Consider the following 18,533-nt stretch of genomic DNA (forward strand, 5'->3'; position numbering starts at 1 on the left):
ACCTTTCACATTGATATGTGAAAATCATTTTGTTCATAATAAGAATTAACTAAAATTTCAAGATAAGAGAGGAGTTTTTCTCAGAATGGGACAAGAGAAACATGTCTTCACCATAGACTGGGCTGGACGTCAACTGACAGTTGAAACTGGCCAGCTTGCAAAGCAAGCAAACGGAGCGGTCCTCGTACGCTACGGAGATACAGCTGTGCTTAGCTCAGCAACAGCTTCTAAAGAACCAAAACCACTTGATTTCTTCCCGCTCACTGTGAACTACGAAGAAAGATTATACGCAGTAGGTAAAATTCCTGGTGGCTTCATTAAAAGAGAAGGCCGTCCAAGTGAAAAAGCGATCCTTGCGAGCCGCTTAATTGATAGACCAATCCGTCCATTATTTGCTGATGGATTTAGAAACGAAGTACAAGTTATTAGTATCGTCATGAGTGTGGATCAAGATTGTTCATCTGAAATGGCTGCAATGTTTGGCTCATCTTTAGCATTATGTGTGTCTGACATTCCATTTGAGGGACCAATCGCTGGCGTTACAGTAGGACGAGTTGATGGAAAGTTTATCATCAATCCCAATGTAGAACAGCTTGAACAAAGTGACATCAACCTTGTAGTCGCTGGAACAAAAGATGCGATCAACATGGTCGAAGCTGGTGCTGATGAAGTACCAGAAGAAACAATGCTTGAAGCTATCATGTATGGTCACCAAGAGATCAAACGTTTAATCGAATTCCAAGAGGAAATTGTCAAAGCAGTCGGTAAAGCAAAAATCGATATTCCTCTATATGAAGTAGATCAAACGTTAGCAGACGAAGTAAAAGCACTTGCTGAAACAGACCTGCTGAAAGCGATTCAAGTACATGAGAAGCATGCACGTGAAGATGCAATCAGTGCAGTGAAAAAAGCTGTGGTTGAGAAATTTGCAGAAGAAGATCGCGACGAAGCGACAATTAAACAAGCGAAAGACGTATTAAACAAGCTTGTCAAAAATGAAGTTCGTCGTCTGATCACTGAAGAGAAAGTACGTCCAGATGGACGTGGTGTAGATCAAATCCGTCCACTTTCTTCAGAAGTAGGACTTCTACCAAGAACGCACGGTTCAGGTCTATTTACAAGAGGACAAACACAGGCGCTCAGTATTTGTACATTAGGTGCACTTGGCGATGTGCAAATTCTTGACGGTCTAGGCGTTGAAGAATCAAAACGCTTCATGCACCATTACAACTTCCCTCAATTCAGTGTTGGTGAGACAGGTCCAATGCGTGGCCCAGGCCGCCGTGAAATCGGACATGGAGCGCTAGGTGAACGGGCATTAGAACCAGTGATCCCATCTGAAAAAGATTTCCCTTATACGGTTCGCCTTGTGTCTGAGGTACTAGAATCAAACGGATCTACTTCACAAGCAAGTATTTGTGCAAGCACACTTGCGATGATGGATGCGGGTGTTCCAATTAAAGCACCAGTTGCAGGGATTGCAATGGGACTTGTGAAATCCGGTGAATACTACACAGTGCTGACAGACATTCAAGGAATGGAAGATGCACTTGGTGATATGGACTTTAAAGTTGCAGGTACATCAAAAGGTGTAACAGCACTTCAAATGGATATCAAAATCGATGGTCTATCAAAAGACATCTTGGAAGAAGCGCTCCAACAAGCGAAAAAAGGAAGAATGGAAATCTTAGATAGCATGCTGTCAACGATTCCTGCTTCTAGAGGAGAGTTGTCTCGTTATGCACCAAAAATCTTAACGATGAAAATCAATCCTGATAAAATTCGCGATGTCATTGGACCAAGCGGTAAACAAATCAATAAAATCATTGAAGATACCGGTGTGAAAATCGATATTGAACAAGATGGTACAATCTTTATCTCTTCTACAGAAGAAGACATGAACCAAAAAGCGAAGAAAATCATTGAAGATCTTGTGAGAGAAGTTGAAGTAGGACAACTTTACTTAGGTAAAGTAAAACGCATTGAAAAATTCGGTGCTTTCCTTGAAATCTTCAGCGGCAAAGATGGACTTGTTCATATTTCTGAGCTTGCGCTTGATCGTGTAGGCAAAGTAGAAGATGTCGTGAAGATTGGCGATGAATTACTTGTCAAAGTCACTGAAATCGATAAACAAGGCCGTGTGAACCTTTCTCGCAAAGCTGTTTTACGTGAAGAAAAGGAAAAAGAAGAAAAACAGTCTTAATGAAATATGTTAGAAGCCAGGTATCCGTACCAGGCTTCTTTCTTTTCTTGCGCTAACAATAGTTCTAGCTTGTTTCTCCCCATCATAATTTGTGGTAAAGGGGAGGGACAACCATTGAAAAAAACGTTACCATTCATTGTGTTTGTATTTTTACTGCTCGTGTCATATCAAACGATGAAGCAGCCGGCTGCTGTTACATATATTGAATCAATGAAAGAGCATGCTGAGGTTGCATCTGTTTCAAAAGATATTTTATATCAAGAGATTGAATCGAAGTCTTCTGACTATGAAGTGAAGGCGCAAAATGCTAAGATTGATAAAGTGTGGAAAAAGATGCCTGGTCTAAATGGACAGACGGTCAATATCGATGCCTCTTATGAAAAAATGAAAAAACAAGGGTCATTTGATGAAAAGCTGCTTGTTTTCAATGAAACAAAACCTTCTATTCATTTACATGAACTTGGTGCTGAACCCATTTACAAGGGACATCCAGATAAAAAAATGAATGCTTTCCTCATCAACGTGGCTTGGGGTGACGAGCATTTAATCAAGATGTTAAAGACACTGGAAAAGCATCAGGTCAAGGCGACCTTTTTCTTAGAGGGCAAATGGGTGAAAAAAAGCACGGATCTTGCTAAAAAGATCGTGGCAGATGGTCATGAAATTGGAAACCATTCATACAATCACCCAGATATGCGCACACTGACAAGAGAACGAGCATTAGAGCAGATTACCAAAACAAATCGTCAAATTGAAGAATCCCTTGGAAAAAAACCGAAGTGGTTCGCCCCTCCAAGCGGTAGCTTTAAAGAAGAAACAGTGAAGCTTGCCGCAAAAGAAGGAATGGAAACCATTATGTGGACGGTAGACACCATTGACTGGCAAAAACCGTCACCAAACGTACTACAAAAACGGGTGCTTGGAAAAATTCACAATGGGGCGATGATATTAATGCATCCAACAGATTCGACGGCGAAAAGTCTTGACGCACTTATCACTCAAATCAAGGAAAGAGGATATGAATTAGGAACGGTTTCTGACCTCCTAAGTGAAAAAAGACATCCGTGATCCGATCTGTTTGTTGAATAGGAGGAGCAAAACTTGGTCAAAACGTATACATGCCAAAACGGAGTAAGAATTGTACTTGAAAACAATCCCACTGTAAGATCTGTCGCAATTGGCGTCTGGATTGGAACGGGTTCTAGACATGAGACACCAGAAATTAACGGAATCTCACACTTTTTAGAGCATATGTTCTTTAAAGGGACAAAGACGAGATCTGCACGTGATATCGCAGAATCCTTTGACCGCATCGGTGGTCAAGTAAATGCCTTTACGTCAAAAGAATACACTTGCTACTATGCAAAGGTGCTTGATTCACATGCCGGCTACGCCCTCGATGTATTAAGCGACATGTTCTTCCACTCTGCTTTTGATGAAGAAGAGCTGAAAAAAGAAAAAAATGTAGTATATGAAGAAATCAAAATGTATGAGGATACACCTGATGATATCGTTCACGATCTGTTGAGCAAAGCGATTTATGGTGATCATTCTTTAGGGTTCCCGATTTTAGGAACAGAAGAAACACTTTCTACCTTTAACGGTGACTCTCTTAGAGCTTATATGGATGAATTCTACACGCCGGACCGCGTCGTTATCTCTGTTGCAGGGAATGTGGATGACACATTCATTAGTGAAGTTGAAAAGTTGTTCGGTTCGTATGAAACGAAAGGAAAAAAACAGCCTGTAGAAGCGCCGCAATTTCACTATGACAAGCTCACACGCAAAAAGGAAACAGAGCAAGCGCATCTATGCATGGGCTTTAATGGCCTCCCAGCTGGAGACAAAGGCATCTATGACTTAATCGTCTTAAATAATGTTCTTGGCGGAAGCATGAGCAGCCGCTTGTTCCAGGATGTAAGAGAAGACAAAGGACTCGCCTATTCTGTTTTCAGCTATCACAGTTCATTTGCAGATAACGGCATGCTGACGATTTATGGCGGGACTGGAGCGAAGCAGTTAAACCTGCTCTCTGAAACCATCTTACAAACGCTAGACGTCTTAAAGCGTGAGGGAATTACACAAAAAGAGCTTGAAAACTCTAAGGAGCAAATGAAAGGGAACCTAATGCTCAGTCTTGAAAGCACAAACAGTAAGATGAGCCGAAACGGTAAAAATGAACTGCTCCTTGGCAAACATCGTACACTTGATGAAATTATTGAAGAAATCAATAAAGTCACTTTAGACGGTGTGAATAACTTATCAAAACGAATCTTTACTGAGGATTATGCGCTCTCGCTTATTAGTCCTACGGGTGATCAGCCATCATAATGTAAACAACACGGCAGGCTTCTTATGAGGTCTGCCGTTTATTGTATATCAAGTAGAAAGGGGCACTGCTTACATGGAACGTGAAAAACTGAAACTCCTCTCTCCGCTTCTGACACAAGCCATCTCCTTTCAGCCGATGACATCTGGCTTTTCTGGAAACCGTACTTACCTCGTCACAACATCCTCAAGTGAAAAGCTGGTGCTCAAGCTATCAAATCTCAAAACATATACTAATTTTAAAAGAAAAGCTTCAGTTCAGCAAAAGTTTAAAAATCGAGGGCTTCTATGTTCTGAAGTCATGGAGGTTGGAATGAATCCTGAACTTAACTGTACCTATCGTATTTTCTCTTTTATTGAAGGAGAGAACGCTAGAGCATCCATCCGTCTGCTTACAAATGAAGAGCAGTATGAAATCGGAAGACGGGCAGGCAGAGAGCTGAATTTCATGCATACATGTCCCGCACCTTCTCATGTCGCGCCATGGGATGAGAGAGTCATGGCGAAACATGAACGGTATGTACATGCCTATCAATCAAGTGGAGTGACCTTTACGAAAGAGCAATTCGTATTAGATTTTATCAAATCACATGCTGATGCGGTAAAGGCGAGACCTAATCAATTCCAGCATGATGATTTTCATTTGGGGAATATCATCATACAAGAAGGTAAGTATGCCGGCGTCATTGATTTTGATCAATCTGACTGGGGTGATCCGGTTCATGATTTTTATAAATTGTCCTTATTTAGCCGAGAAAATAGTATTCCGTTTTCAGCAGGGCAACTGGATCACTATGTAAATACGCAGGCCACAGACGATTTTTGGCTTCTTTTTTCTATCTATACAGCAATGAGCTGCTTTTCTTCTATTGTTTGGACGCTTTCTTATGACACTGAACATGTACAAGATATGGTGAACCGAGTGGAGAGAATGCTGGCAGACCATGATCACTTTCATCAACTGAAACCAGCTTGGTATTCAAATTGGCATCATGCATAACTTGCAAAAGCGGGACGGTCTATTTCTTCTTGTGGCTGCATATATGATACGGAAGGGAAGTGATGCGATTTTGAGGCTAAGTGAGCTGTCAGGAAAAGAGATCGTCGATATCAAAAGAGCGGAGCGGCTTGGCGTGCTTGGACAAACCGACCTTGAAATCAATGAACAGAACGGTCAAATCACAGCACTCATCATACCTTCCGTGAAGTGGTTTGGCTTTCGAAAGCAAGGAAATGACATCCGCGTCCCGTGGAATCACATTCAAAAAATAGGATCAGATATGATCATTCTCGATGTGCCTGAAGCACTTCAGCCGCCCGGGGAAAAAGAGCATCCATCATAAATGGGTGCTCTTTTTCTTTTCTCTCTTCGATTTGTTCACAGGCTGAATCCTCTCCTCATATGCTAAAAGGGAGATTCAGAAAATATTACAGACTTTTTTAAATAAAGAAGGTGAACGGTCAGTATGTTGAGCGGTTTAACGGTTGCGGTGATCGGGGGAGATGCAAGGCAGCTTGAAATTATTCGCAAGCTGTCACAGCAGCATGCCAAAGTGTTTTTGGTTGGATTTGATCAGCTGGATCACGGATTTATTGGGGCTGAAAAGCTAAAAATGTCAGAACTTCCATTCGAACAGGTAGACAGTATGATCCTGCCAGTATCAGGGGCAACGGATGAAGGTGTTGTCGCGACAGTTTTCTCAAATGAACAGGTGTTACTAGAAGCAACTTATTTAGAAAGAACCCCTGCCCATTGTACCCTGTACTCAGGTATTTCTAATACGTACTTAGACAATCTGGCAAAGCAGGTGAACCGAAAACTTGTGAAGCTGTTTGAGCGAGATGATATTGCCATATATAACTCTATTCCAACAGTTGAAGGGATTATCATGATGGCCATTCAGCAAACGGATTATACGATTCATGGATCACGTGTCGCTGTTCTTGGACTCGGAAGAACAGGACTCACCATTGCCCGCACATTTCGGGCACTCGGTGCGGATGTAAAAGTAGGGGCAGCAGATACAGCGCATTTAGCGCGGGCATTTGAAATGGGACTCGATCCATTTTCAATGGACCGGTTAAAAGAAGAAGTAACCGATGTAGATATCATCATCAATACCATTCCAAGCCTTGTATTAGATTCATCTGTCATCGTCAGCATGACACCAAAGACACTCATTTTGGATATCGCCTCCCGCCCAGGAGGAACAGACTTTGACTTTGCACAAAAACACGGGGTGAAGGCGCTTCTTGCACCAGGACTCCCGGGGATTGTCGCACCAAAGACAGCGGGGCAAATCATTGCAAAAGTGCTTTCTGGGCTCTTATGTGAACTTGCAGAGGAAAAAAGGGGGATGGAATCATGACAACATTAAAAGGGAAAAGAATCGGCTTTGGCTTAACTGGTTCCCACTGTACGTACGAAGCTGTTTATCCGCAGATCGAAGCACTTGTAAAAGAAGGAGCAGAAGTGCGTCCAGTGGTGTCATATACGGTCCAGAACACGAATACAAGATTCGGAGATGGGGCGGACTGGATTGAGCGGATCGAGAAGCTGACTGGCTTTAAGGCGATTGACTCAATCGTGAAAGCAGAGCCGCTCGGGCCTAAGCTGCCACTTGATTGTATGGTCATTGCTCCATTAACAGGGAACTCGATGGCGAAATTCGCAAATGCCATGACAGACAGCCCTGTTTTAATGGCTGCAAAAGCAACCATTCGAAATCATCGTCCTGTCGTTTTAGGAATTTCAACAAATGATGCGCTAGGCTTAAATGGTACAAATCTGATGAGGCTGATGTCGACAAAAAATATTTTCTTTATTCCATTTGGCCAGGATGATCCATTTAAAAAACCGACCTCCATGGTCGCGAACATGGATTTGCTTTCTCAAACAGTAGAAGAGGCACTTCAGCATAGACAAATTCAGCCAATTTTAATTGGACCAAGCGAATAATAGATTCACTAGAAAATCATGAAAGATTCAAAAAAGATGCTTCAAGCCTTGCTTTTCTATGGTAAAATAAAATGTAAAAAGTCATAGGATGGCCATCCGAAAGAAAAGAATCATGGATGGGTCGGAAGGAGTTTTACTGATGGGAAGAGGATTGCATGTAGCTGTAGTTGGAGCGACTGGAGCTGTCGGTCAACAAATGTTAAAAACACTAGCTGACAGAGATTTTGAAATGGATACACTGACTCTACTATCCTCAAAACGTTCTGCTGGAACAAAAGTGACATTCAGAGGTCAAGAGTATACTGTACAGGAAGCAACACCTGAAAGCTTTGAAGGAGTAAGTATTGCATTATTCAGTGCTGGAGGAAATGTTTCCAAGGCGCTAGCTCCTGAAGCAGTCAAACGAGGTGCGATTGTTGTAGACAACACAAGTGCTTTCCGTATGGACGAAAACATCCCTCTTGTCGTACCAGAGGTAAACGAAAAAGACTTGCATGACCATAAAGGAATCATTGCAAACCCTAACTGTTCAACGATTCAAATGGTAGCGGCATTAGAACCGCTTCGTCAGGCGTATGGCATGAAAAAAGTCATCGTGTCCACTTACCAAGCCGTATCAGGTGCAGGACATGAAGCCATTGACGAGCTATATAGCCAATCACAAGCCATTTTAAATAAAGAAGATGTGAAGCCGGAAGTCATGCCTTATCAAATTGCATTTAATGCGATTCCGCAAATTGATAAATTCCAAGACAATGGCTATACATTTGAAGAAATGAAAATGATCAACGAAACGAAAAAAATCATGCATATGCCAGAGCTGGAAGTAGCGGCAACATGTGTGAGACTTCCAATTGAAACAGGACATTCAGAATCTGTTTACGTCGAACTAGAATCAAACGACGCAACAGTTGAAGACGTCAAGTCCATTCTAAAAGATGCTCCAGGCATTACACTGCAAGATGATCCGTCTCAGCAAATTTATCCAATGCCTGCAGATGCTGTTGGGAAAAACGACGTATTTGTCGGCCGCATTCGGAAAGATTTGGACCGTCCAAACGGGTTCCATATGTGGATTGTATCTGATAACCTGCTAAAAGGCGCTGCATGGAACTCCGTTCAAATTGCAGAAAGCTTAAAAGCATTAAAATTAGTTTAACATTCAATGGATGATGAGGACGAACAGAAGAGAGTTAGGCATCTTTCGCCTGCTCTCTTCTGTTACGTCAGAATGAACTTGGAGTGAAAACAGTGAAAATAATTGTCCAAAAATTTGGCGGTACATCTGTCAAAGATGATCAAGGTAGAAAAAGGGCACTTGCACATATCTTATCGGCAAAAGAGAAAGGCTATAAGTCGGTTGTCGTCGTATCCGCAATGGGACGAAAAGGCGATCCTTATGCGACAGATACGCTGCTTGGTCTGCTTTACGGCAGCGCGCAGCATATGACAAATCGAGAAAAAGACTTGCTCGTTTCCTGCGGAGAGAATATTTCAGCTGTTGTGTTTTCAAGCATGCTGAATGAAAACGGGCTAAAAGCTGTAGCGATGACAGGCGCACAGGCTGGCTTTGTGACAGATAAGGAACATACGAGTGCGAAAATTATTGATATGAAGTGCGAACGTCTCGAGGCGGCACTATCTGAACATGATGTTGTCGTTGTTGCTGGGTTCCAAGGAGCCGCGAAAAATGGAGACGTGACCACAATTGGACGAGGCGGCAGTGATACGTCCGCAGCTGCTTTAGGTGCTGCATTACAGGCAGACTTTATTGATATTTTTACAGATGTAGAAGGCGTCATGACGGCAGATCCCCGCATTGTTGAAAATGCAAAGCCGCTCAGAGTCGTGACATATACAGAAATTTGCAACCTTGCATATCAAGGAGCAAAAGTCATTCACCCGAGAGCTGTCGAAATTGCGATGCAAGCAAAAGTACCAATGAGGGTCCGTTCAACATACTCTGATGAAGAGGGCACACTCGTCACGTCACACTACTCAGATAAAATGAGCCATGATGTGTACGACCGCCTCATTACGGGTATTGCACATGTCAATGATGTGACGCAAATCAAAGTCCCGGCAAAAGAAGGGCAATACAGCGTCCAAACAGAGGTCTTTAAAGCAATGGCTAATGCACAAATCAGTGTCGATTTCTTCAATATTACACCGAGTGAGATTGTGTATACCGTGACAGGTGCAATGACTGAAAAGGCAACCTCGATCCTAAAAGATCTTGGTTATACGCCAATTGTCACAACAAATTGTGCGAAAGTATCAGCTGTTGGCGCAGGCATCATGGGTGTACCAGGTGTCACATCAAAAATTGTATCGGCTCTATCCGAGCAAAACATTCCGATTTTACAATCGGCTGACAGCCATACGACCATTTGGGTGCTAGTGAACGAAGAAAACATGAGAGCGGCTGTCAATGCCCTGCACGAAGTGTTTGAACTTTCAAGATAAATGTGATTGAATCATGATGAGGTGAAAAAAATGAATTTCGGAAATATCGCAACAGCTATGATTACACCTTTTGATAAAAAGGGCAACATTGATTTCCAAAAGCTATCAATTCTCATTGATTACTTGTTAAAAAACGGCAGTGACTCATTAGTCGTTGCAGGGACAACAGGCGAATCGCCAACTTTATCGACTGAGGAAAAAGTCGCTCTTTTTCAGCAATCGGTAAAATTAGCAAATGGTCGTTGTAAAATCATTGCAGGAACAGGCAGTAATAATACAAATGCGTCTATCAAACTAACGAAAAAAGCAGAAGAAGCGGGCGTTGATGCAGTGATGCTTGTCGTACCTTACTACAACAAGCCATCACAGGAAGGCATGTATGCACACTTTAAAGCCATTGCCGAGTCTACATCTCTTCCTGTCATGCTTTACAATGTACCAGGGAGAACGGCTGCGTCATTAGCCCCAGAAACAACCATTAAGCTTGCGCAAATACCTAACATTGTCGCAATCAAAGAAGCAAGTGGTGATCTTGATGCCATGACAAAAATTATTGCAGAAACACCAGAGGATTTCGATGTCTATTCAGGTGACGACAGCTTAACACTTCCAGCTGTATCTGTTGGTGCAAAAGGAGTAGTCTCTGTGGCGTCTCATATCGTAGGGCTTGATATGCAGCAAATGCTGAAAAGCTATGCTTCAGGTCAAACGGCCAATGCCGCATTGATCCATCAAAAGCTGCTTCCAATCATGAAACAGCTATTCTCAGCGCCAAATCCAACGCCTGTCAAAACAGCTCTTCAGCTGAAAGGACTAGATGTCGGATCGGTTCGTCTTCCGCTTCTACCTTTGTCAGAAGAAGAGAGACTGGATTTAAGCAGCGTCTTAAACAGCTGATCAAAACAAAAGATTTCGTAAGCGGTCATTCTCAGATGTCCCTGAGTATGACCGTTTTTTATACATAAACACTTTCTTAAAATGTGACTTCATCTTGTTTTCTAAAATTAGATTCAGTTATAATAGCATTAAGCGATGATGGACGGGCTTGAGACTAGGAGGATAAGAATTTTGAAAAAGAAAAATACAGAGAACGTAAGAATTATTGCACTTGGAGGCGTTGGAGAAATCGGGAAAAACTTATATGTCATTGAAATTGATTCGGACATATATGTGGTAGATGCAGGCTTGATGCATCCAGAAAACGAAATGCTAGGCATTGACGTTGTCATTCCTGATATCTCTTATTTAACAGAACGTGCTGATCGGGTGAAAGCAATTTTTCTTACCCACGGACATGATGAAGCAATCGGAGGCGTATTCCATTGCTTAAGCAAATTGTCTGTACCAGTTTACGGAACGAAGCTGACTCTTGCGTTACTTCGAGAAAAATTAAAACAGTATGGCTTCAATCAAAAAGCTGACTTGCGTGAGGTACATGCAAAATCAGTCATTACGTTTGAAACAACAAAGGTATCATTCTTTAGAACGAATCACAGCATCCCTGATTCAGTTGGGATCAGCTTCAAAACCTCTCTTGGTTCAATCGTATGCACAGGTGATTTTAAATTTGATCAAACCCCAGCGCTTAACCAAGCCTGTGACATCGGAGAGATTGCGAAAATTGGAAACAATGGCGTTTTAGCACTTCTTTCAGACAGTGCCAATGCTGAAAAACCAGGCTATACACCTTCTGAGGCGCTCGTCCAAGACGAAATCTCAAATGCGATGTACAATGCTGAAAATCGTGTCATTGTGGCTGTATCTTCATCTAACATTAACCGAGTGCAGCAGATCATTAATGCAACAAATCAAAATGGCCGTAAGCTTGCCGTAGCAGGAAAGAATATGATGACGACTCTTCAGCTGGCGATCAAACTTGGTTATGTCACAGCAGACGAAGAATTATTTGTACCAGTTCAAGAAGTGAAGAAAATGGCGAAAAACGATGTGGTCGTCCTGACAGCTGGAAGCCACGGAGAACCTCTTGCTGCGTTAACAAAAATGGCGAAACAAAATCACAAACAGCTTCATATTGAAAAAGATGACACGGTTGTGATTGCATCTACACCTCTTCCTGGACAAGAACTTACCTATTCAAAAACAGTGGATTTCCTTACAAGAAGCGGCGCACAAGTCATTTTTGCACAAAAACGTGTGCATGTTTCTGGACATGGCTGCCAAGAAGAGTTAAAGCTCATGCTGAACTTACTAAAACCGAAGTATTTAATTCCGGTGAATGGCGAATATCGTATGCAAAAAGCACATTCTCGTGTTGCTGAAGAAGTGGGAATGAAACGAAGTGACATTTTCTTGATTGATAAAGGGGATGTTGTGGAGTTTAGAGGACAGAACGTCAAGATTGGTGAAAAAGTTCACCAAGGCAATATTTTGATCGATGGTCTTGGCGTTGGTGATATCGGGAACATTGTGTTACGCGATAGACGCCTATTGTCTCAAGATGGTATCTTAATTGTCGTCATTACGCTCGATAAACAAAAGAAACAATTAATTTCTGGACCTGAAATCATCACAAGAGGATTTGTGTATGTCAGAGAATCTGAAGAGCTGATTGTGAAAGCGACAGAAATGGTCAAAGGGATTGTCAAAGAGCAAACGGAAAACTCAATTGTTGAATGGTCAACATTGAAACAATCCATGCGTGACGTACTCAATCAATTCCTATATGAAAAAACAAAACGTAAGCCGATGATCATTCCAATTATTATGGAAGTATGATGAGAAAGCCCAAGGAGCATAAGCTCTTTGGGCTTTTTTGATGTGGTGCGAGGAATGCGGATTGAATATGGCCTTCTTGTTCATAATAGGAGGAGAGTTTGAGGAAAGGATGGAGACAAATGGACGAAAAAAATGAACAGCAGCCTGAGCGAAAGCCAGAAGAAAAAGACAGCATTATGAGCAAAATACAGCAGCTTGGTGAAACAGCCATACCACAGCTGCCGCAAGATACAAATATCCATTGCCTCACCATTATTGGACAAATTGAAGGGCACATGCAGCTTCCACCACAAAATAAAACAACCAAATACGAGCATGTCATACCGCAAATCGTAGCAGTAGAGCAAAACCCAAAGATTGAAGGGCTTTTGATCATCTTAAATACAGTAGGCGGCGATGTTGAAGCGGGACTAGCGATTGCAGAAATGCTTGCGTCTTTATCAAAACCGACTGTATCGATTGTACTTGGCGGCGGCCACTCCATTGGTGTCCCGATTGCTGTATCGTGTGACTATTCCTATATTGCGGAAACAGCCACGATGACCATTCATCCTGTGCGTTTAACTGGTCTTGTGATCGGTGTCCCGCAAACCTTTGAATACTTAGATAAAATGCAGGAAAGAGTCATTAACTTTGTGACAAGCCACTCCAATATTACAGAAGAGAAGTTCAAAGAGCTCATGTTCTCAAAAGGCAATTTGACAAGAGACATTGGAACAAATGTTGTTGGTCATGAAGCGGCAGAATACGGTCTCATGAATGAAGTAGGCGGTGTAGGACAAGCGATTAAAAAGTTGAACGAGCTGATTGGAGAAAGAGCATCTCAAAACGAGGGGCTGATCCAATGATTTTATACACACCTATGCCATATGAAGCCATTTACGCAGAGGAACAAGGAGACCGCAAACTTCAGCAGGTAAACATCCAAGGCGTGCCAGTTATGGTTGAAATGAAAGAGGATGAAGCAGAAATCGTTCAGGTCATGAGCACCAATCCAATGGACTTTTTGAATCAAGAGCTTGCACCAGGCAAGCGATTGAAGTTACAATTAGGCTCCAATCAAACCGACTCATATGAATGATTCTATGCTATAATAAAGGGAAAACTTACAACAAGATGCAGCCAAAACCAGGCTGCTTTCTTTCTGATCTTTCGGTAGGTTATATTTTCTTTCGTAGTAAGGTGATGAGTATGGCTAAAAAGAGAAAACGGAAAACGAGAAAAAAACAAAATAAACAGCTGAAACTGAAATATGAATTAAATGGGTTAGTCTGTATTGCCATAGCGATCATCGCCATTTTACAGCTAGGCGTCGTTGGACAAACCTTCGTACATTTATTCCGATTCTTTGCAGGTGAATGGTTCATTCTCTGCCTTATCGGATTATTTCTTTTTGGCGTGACCATCTTCTGGAAAAAACAAATCCCAGATATGTTGACAAGAAGAAAAGCAGGTCTATACTGCATCATTGCGAGTATCTTGCTTTTGTCTCATGTGAAGCTCTTTCAGCACCTTTCATCTGCGGGTGCGATAGGCTCTCAAAGTGTGATCAGAAATACATTTGAGCTTTTCTTGATGGACATGAAAGGTGAGACGGGGTCGCCTGATTTAGGAGGCGGCATGATCGGTGCCGTATTATTTGCTGCTTCTTATTTCTTATTTGCACAAGCAGGCTCTCAAATCATGGCAATCGTTCTGATGCTGATTGGAATTGTGCTGATTACAAATCGATCTCTTCAAGAAATGGTGAAAAAAGTGACGCTGCCTGTCTCGCAATTTATGGTGAAGCAGTGGAAAGCGTTTGTTGAAGATATGAAAGGAATCAGGCAGGCGAAAAAGAGCGCTCCCTCTCAGAAAACGGCCCAAAAGAAAAAACGGTCTCGTATTCAGGAAGAGGACGAAGATGATCAGATCATAATGGAAGAGGAAGCGCCAGTGCCTGACAATAGTCAGCCGATTATCTCAAGCTTTGCTGACAGAGATGACATTCTCACCCCGCTCGTTCAAAAAGAGCAGGCGGCAAAAGAGACTTCGCCTCTTCAAGAATCTGTGCAAAGTACGCCGGCTCCATCAGATTCAGCTGATGAACCAAAAGAGGCGCCGCCGATGACGTTTACGGAACTTGAAAACAAAGATTACGAATTGCCGTCACTGGATATTTTGGCAGAGCCGCAGCACTCAGGACAGCAAACAGACAAGAAGAATATATATGAAAATGCAAGAAAGCTTGAAAAAACGTTTCAAAGCTTCGGCGTCAAAGCAAAAGTCACACAGGTTCACTTAGGACCGGCTGTTACCAAATATGAGGTCTATCCAGATGTTGGCGTGAAGGTAAGTAAGATCGTCAATCTAAGTGATGACTTAGCTCTTGCTCTCGCCGCAAAAGATATTCGGATTGAGGCGCCGATTCCTGGGAAATCAGCCATCGGTATTGAGGTTCCTAATGCAGAAATTGCGATGGTTTCTTTAAAAGAGGTATTAGAATCGAAGCAAAATGACCGTCCAAATGCGAAGCTGCTGATTGGACTAGGCCGCAATATTTCGGGTGAAGCCGTGCTCGCTGAAATGAACAAAATGCCGCATTTACTTGTAGCAGGATCGACAGGAAGCGGAAAAAGTGTGTGTATCAATGGCATTATCACAAGTATTCTCATGAGAGCGAAACCTCATGAAGTGAAAATGATGATGATTGATCCGAAAATGGTTGAACTAAATGTGTATAATGGCATTCCGCATCTGCTCGCTCCCGTTGTAACGGACCCTAAGAAAGCCTCACAGGCACTGAAAAAAGTCGTCAGTGAAATGGAACGCCGCTATGAATTATTTTCTCATACGGGGACAAGAAATATTGAAGGGTACAATGATTACATTAAACGAATGAATCAATCAGAAGAGGCGAAACAGCCAGAACTTCCTTATATTGTCGTCATTGTAGACGAGCTTGCAGATTTAATGATGGTCGCTTCCTCAGATGTGGAAGATTCTATTACAAGACTTTCGCAAATGGCTCGTGCAGCCGGGATTCATTTAATTATTGCCACACAAAGACCTTCTGTCGATGTCATTACAGGTGTCATTAAAGCCAACATCCCATCTCGCATCGCCTTTAGCGTGTCTTCGCAAACCGATTCAAGGACGATCCTTGATATGGGGGGTGCAGAAAAACTGCTCGGCAGAGGGGATATGCTGTTTCTGCCAGTTGGAGCAAACAAACCGGTTCGTGTGCAGGGCGCCTTTTTATCAGATGAAGAAGTAGAGCATGTCGTTGACCATGTGATCACTCAGCAAAAAGCGCAATATCAAGAAGAAATGATTCCAACTGAAGAAACGCAGGATCAGCTTACAGCTGTGGATGACGATTTATATGATGAAGCAGTGGAACTCATCATCGGCATGCAGACGGCTTCTGTCTCTATGCTTCAAAGAAGATTCCGCATCGGCTATACCCGGGCCGCCCGCCTGATTGACGCAATGGAAGAGCGAGGCGTTGTCGGTCCTTATGAAGGAAGTAAACCGAGAGAAGTCCTGCTTTCAAAAGAACAATATGATGAGCTCTCTTCATAAATCGAAGAGAGCTTTCTAAAAAAGAAGTGAACGATAGTATGATTATGTTAACTGGAAGTCAGACTATTTATTTATTTGCAAAAACATGATATAGTTATGTTCAACTTATCTCGGAATAGAGATTTCTCATCTTATCATTTGCATTGATTAGACGGAGGGAAAACATGTCGACCAAAACAGACAATCGCCATTTATATTTGAAAGTGATTGACCGTATTAAAGAAGATATACAATCAGGCGTATATGCCGAAAAAGAAAAGCTGCCTTCTGAGTTTGAGCTCTCAAAGCTTTTAGGCGTGAGCAGAGCGACACTGCGTGAAGCCCTTCGTATATTAGAAGAAGAGAAATATTTAATTAGAAGGCATGGTGTGGGTACGTTCGTCAACACAAGACCACTCTTTTCAACAGGCATAGAACAGCTGGCAAGTGTCACGAAAATGATAGAGCAGGTCAATATGACGCCTGGTACCATTTTTTTATCCTCCCAAGAAGGGGAACCAACAGAGAATGATGTGATTCGTTTTCAGTGTGATGAATCTGATGAGATTTTTTCAATGGAGCGCGTTCGGACGGCAGATGGACAGCCCGTGGTTTACTGTTTAGATAAAATTCCGGTCAAGCATCTTCCCGCTTCTTTTACACATGAAGAAGAGTCTCTTTTTGAGCTGTTTGGAAGAGAACCACATAGCGGGATAAAATATGCAGTTGCTGACATTGAACCAATCGGCTACCACGATCAGGTTTCACCGATACTAGAATGTGACCCTGAAACAGCATTATTACTACTGAAACAAATGCACTATGATCAGGATGATCAGCCGGTCTTATACTCGCTTAATTATTTTCGAGCGGATAAATTCAGCTTTCATGTGATACGTAAACGATTTTAACGAGCAGTCGCTTTCATAAGCGGTTGCTTTTTGTTTGCCCATACATAATACCCGTAAAACTTGCCACACTAATACGTAACAGTATATAGAATTGGGTGAATGATGTTGGGCGAGAAAACAGTCAGTAAAAAGAATATTATTGCATTATCATCAGTGCCTTTAATCATGACACTTGGGAACTCGATGCTCATTCCCGTATTGCCACAGATAGAAAAGACACTTTCCATTACTTCCTTTCAAGTCTCCCTCATTATTACGGTATACTCCGTTGTCGCGATCTTATGTATTCCGATCGCCGGCTATTTATCAGATCGAATCGGGCGAAAAAAGGTACTCCTGCCGTGTCTGTTAATCGCAGGACTTGGAGGGGCTGTGGCAGCAGTTGCCTCAACGATCATGAAAGAACCGTACATGTGGATTCTATTTGGCAGGGTCCTTCAAGGTGTTGGCTCAGCCGGGGCAGCACCTGTCGTGATGCCGTTTATTGGAGATTTGTTTCATGATGATGAAGAAGTCAGTGCGGGACTAGGCGCCATTGAAACCTCTAACACAGCTGGAAAGGTATTGAGCCCGATTATTGGGGCGCTTTTGGCTTCATGGTTTTGGTTTGTGCCATTTTGGTTTATTCCGTTCTTCTCAATCATCAGCTTTCTCATGGTACTGTTCATGGTAGAATCCGCGAAAAAAGAGGAGGACCCGCCTTCATTCAAAGAATTTTTACAATCAACAAAGACCATATTTAAGCATGAGGGACGCTGGCTGTATGCCATTTTTGCAATTGGCGGTTTTATTATGTTTCTTCTTTTTGGTGTGCTTTTTTACTTATCTGATAACCTGGAGGCAGCTTATCAAATTAAGGGTGTCAAAAAAGGGCTCCTGCTTAGCATTCCGCTCCTTTTTCTATCCATCAGCTCATACGTTGCTGGGAAAACAATTGGAAAAGAAAAAGGGAAAATGAGAATCTTTTTAATCGTAGGCATGGCCTTGCTATCACTTTCCTATATGCTTTTATGGTGGAATCACAGCTTTTATGTATTGTTTATCTGCTTAAGCATTGGCGGTGTTGGCATCGGTATTGTCCTGCCTGCACTTGATGCCTTGATCACAGAAGGAATTGAAAAAGAGCAGTGCGGAACCATTACGTCGTTTTACAGCAGTATGCGTTTTATCGGTGTCGCTTTAGGACCTCCGATTTACGCTTATCTCATGGATAAAGGGGACTCCATCGTTTTTATTCTCTCAACCATTTGCAGTCTTATTTCTCTATTTTTGGTCATCTTCTTCATCCAGCCAGATGAAGAGGATGAAAGTGAACAATTAAAAACGGTTTAATCTAGAAAAAAGACGGTATTTTGCCATCTTTTTTCTTTTTTATAAATTGACATGT

At 42.2% G+C, this 18,533-nt stretch carries 16 protein-coding genes; all 16 read left to right on the forward strand.

Going from position 1 to position 18,533, the window contains the following annotated elements; all coding sequences use genetic code 11:
- Positions 1-85 precede the first annotated feature (85 nt).
- The 16 genes from pnp to bcbE all read left to right on the forward strand — a co-directional run bounded on the left by pnp (position 86) and on the right by bcbE (position 18,478).
- A complete protein-coding gene (gene pnp, locus QRN39_RS06450) occupies positions 86-2,203 on the forward strand; it encodes a polyribonucleotide nucleotidyltransferase (protein WP_137054621.1) in 2,118 nt (705 codons plus the stop codon).
- 174 nt (positions 2,204-2,377) lie between these two features.
- Positions 2,378-3,271 carry a polysaccharide deacetylase family protein gene (locus QRN39_RS06455; RefSeq protein ID WP_240792646.1) on the forward strand — a complete coding sequence of 298 codons (894 nt, stop codon included), beginning with the start codon at positions 2,378-2,380 and terminating at the stop codon, positions 3,269-3,271.
- 33 nt (positions 3,272-3,304) lie between these two features.
- Positions 3,305-4,534: a M16 family metallopeptidase gene (locus QRN39_RS06460; protein ID WP_050945004.1), complete on the forward strand. Its 1,230-nt coding sequence runs from the start codon at positions 3,305-3,307 to the stop codon at positions 4,532-4,534.
- Positions 4,535-4,607: 73 nt separating this feature from the next.
- Entirely contained in the window at positions 4,608-5,531 is a 924-nt protein-coding gene (locus tag QRN39_RS06465; protein ID WP_284906524.1) for an aminoglycoside phosphotransferase family protein, read from the forward strand.
- Positions 5,532-5,601: 70 nt separating this feature from the next.
- Positions 5,602-5,874: a YlmC/YmxH family sporulation protein gene (locus QRN39_RS06470; protein ID WP_284906597.1), complete on the forward strand. Its 273-nt coding sequence runs from the start codon at positions 5,602-5,604 to the stop codon at positions 5,872-5,874.
- Positions 5,875-5,997: 123 nt separating this feature from the next.
- Positions 5,998-6,900 (forward strand): dipicolinic acid synthetase subunit A, encoded by a 903-nt coding sequence (dpaA, locus tag QRN39_RS06475; RefSeq protein ID WP_003212195.1) that lies wholly within the window; start codon positions 5,998-6,000, stop codon positions 6,898-6,900.
- Entirely contained in the window at positions 6,897-7,490 is a 594-nt protein-coding gene (dpaB, locus tag QRN39_RS06480; protein ID WP_050945000.1) for a dipicolinate synthase subunit B, read from the forward strand. The genes dpaA and dpaB overlap by 4 nt, the downstream gene beginning before the upstream one ends.
- Positions 7,491-7,629: 139 nt before the next feature.
- Positions 7,630-8,649: an aspartate-semialdehyde dehydrogenase gene (asd, locus tag QRN39_RS06485; RefSeq protein WP_003211715.1), complete on the forward strand. Its 1,020-nt coding sequence runs from the start codon at positions 7,630-7,632 to the stop codon at positions 8,647-8,649.
- Between the two features lie 92 nt (positions 8,650-8,741).
- Entirely contained in the window at positions 8,742-9,956 is a 1,215-nt protein-coding gene (gene dapG, locus QRN39_RS06490; RefSeq protein WP_012010005.1) for an aspartate kinase, read from the forward strand.
- Positions 9,957-9,986: 30 nt separating this feature from the next.
- Complete coding sequence (gene dapA, locus QRN39_RS06495; protein ID WP_003211660.1) at positions 9,987-10,853, forward strand: 4-hydroxy-tetrahydrodipicolinate synthase; 867 nt, start codon at positions 9,987-9,989, stop codon at positions 10,851-10,853.
- Positions 10,854-11,024: 171 nt separating this feature from the next.
- On the forward strand, positions 11,025-12,692 hold the full coding sequence (gene rnjB, locus QRN39_RS06500) for a ribonuclease J2 (protein WP_003212233.1): 1,668 nt from the start codon (positions 11,025-11,027) through the stop codon (positions 12,690-12,692).
- A gap of 119 nt (positions 12,693-12,811) precedes the next feature.
- Positions 12,812-13,540 (forward strand): ClpP family protease, encoded by a 729-nt coding sequence (locus QRN39_RS06505; protein ID WP_003212436.1) that lies wholly within the window; start codon positions 12,812-12,814, stop codon positions 13,538-13,540.
- Entirely contained in the window at positions 13,537-13,773 is a 237-nt protein-coding gene (locus QRN39_RS06510) for a YlzJ-like family protein (RefSeq protein ID WP_003211099.1), read from the forward strand. The genes QRN39_RS06505 and QRN39_RS06510 overlap by 4 nt, the downstream gene beginning before the upstream one ends.
- 110 nt (positions 13,774-13,883) lie before the next feature.
- A complete protein-coding gene (locus tag QRN39_RS06515) occupies positions 13,884-16,256 on the forward strand; it encodes an FtsK/SpoIIIE family DNA translocase (protein ID WP_003210839.1) in 2,373 nt (790 codons plus the stop codon).
- 164 nt (positions 16,257-16,420) lie between these two features.
- Complete coding sequence (locus QRN39_RS06520) at positions 16,421-17,146, forward strand: GntR family transcriptional regulator (protein WP_050944992.1); 726 nt, start codon at positions 16,421-16,423, stop codon at positions 17,144-17,146.
- Between the two features lie 102 nt (positions 17,147-17,248).
- On the forward strand, positions 17,249-18,478 hold the full coding sequence (gene bcbE, locus QRN39_RS06525; RefSeq protein ID WP_226805337.1) for a bacillibactin exporter BcbE: 1,230 nt from the start codon (positions 17,249-17,251) through the stop codon (positions 18,476-18,478).
- Positions 18,479-18,533: the final 55 nt, after the last annotated feature.

It is taken from the genome of Bacillus sp. lyk4-R2A-2 (assembly GCF_030209735.1).
Classification (GTDB): Bacteria; Bacillota; Bacilli; order Bacillales; family Bacillaceae; genus Bacillus; species Bacillus pumilus.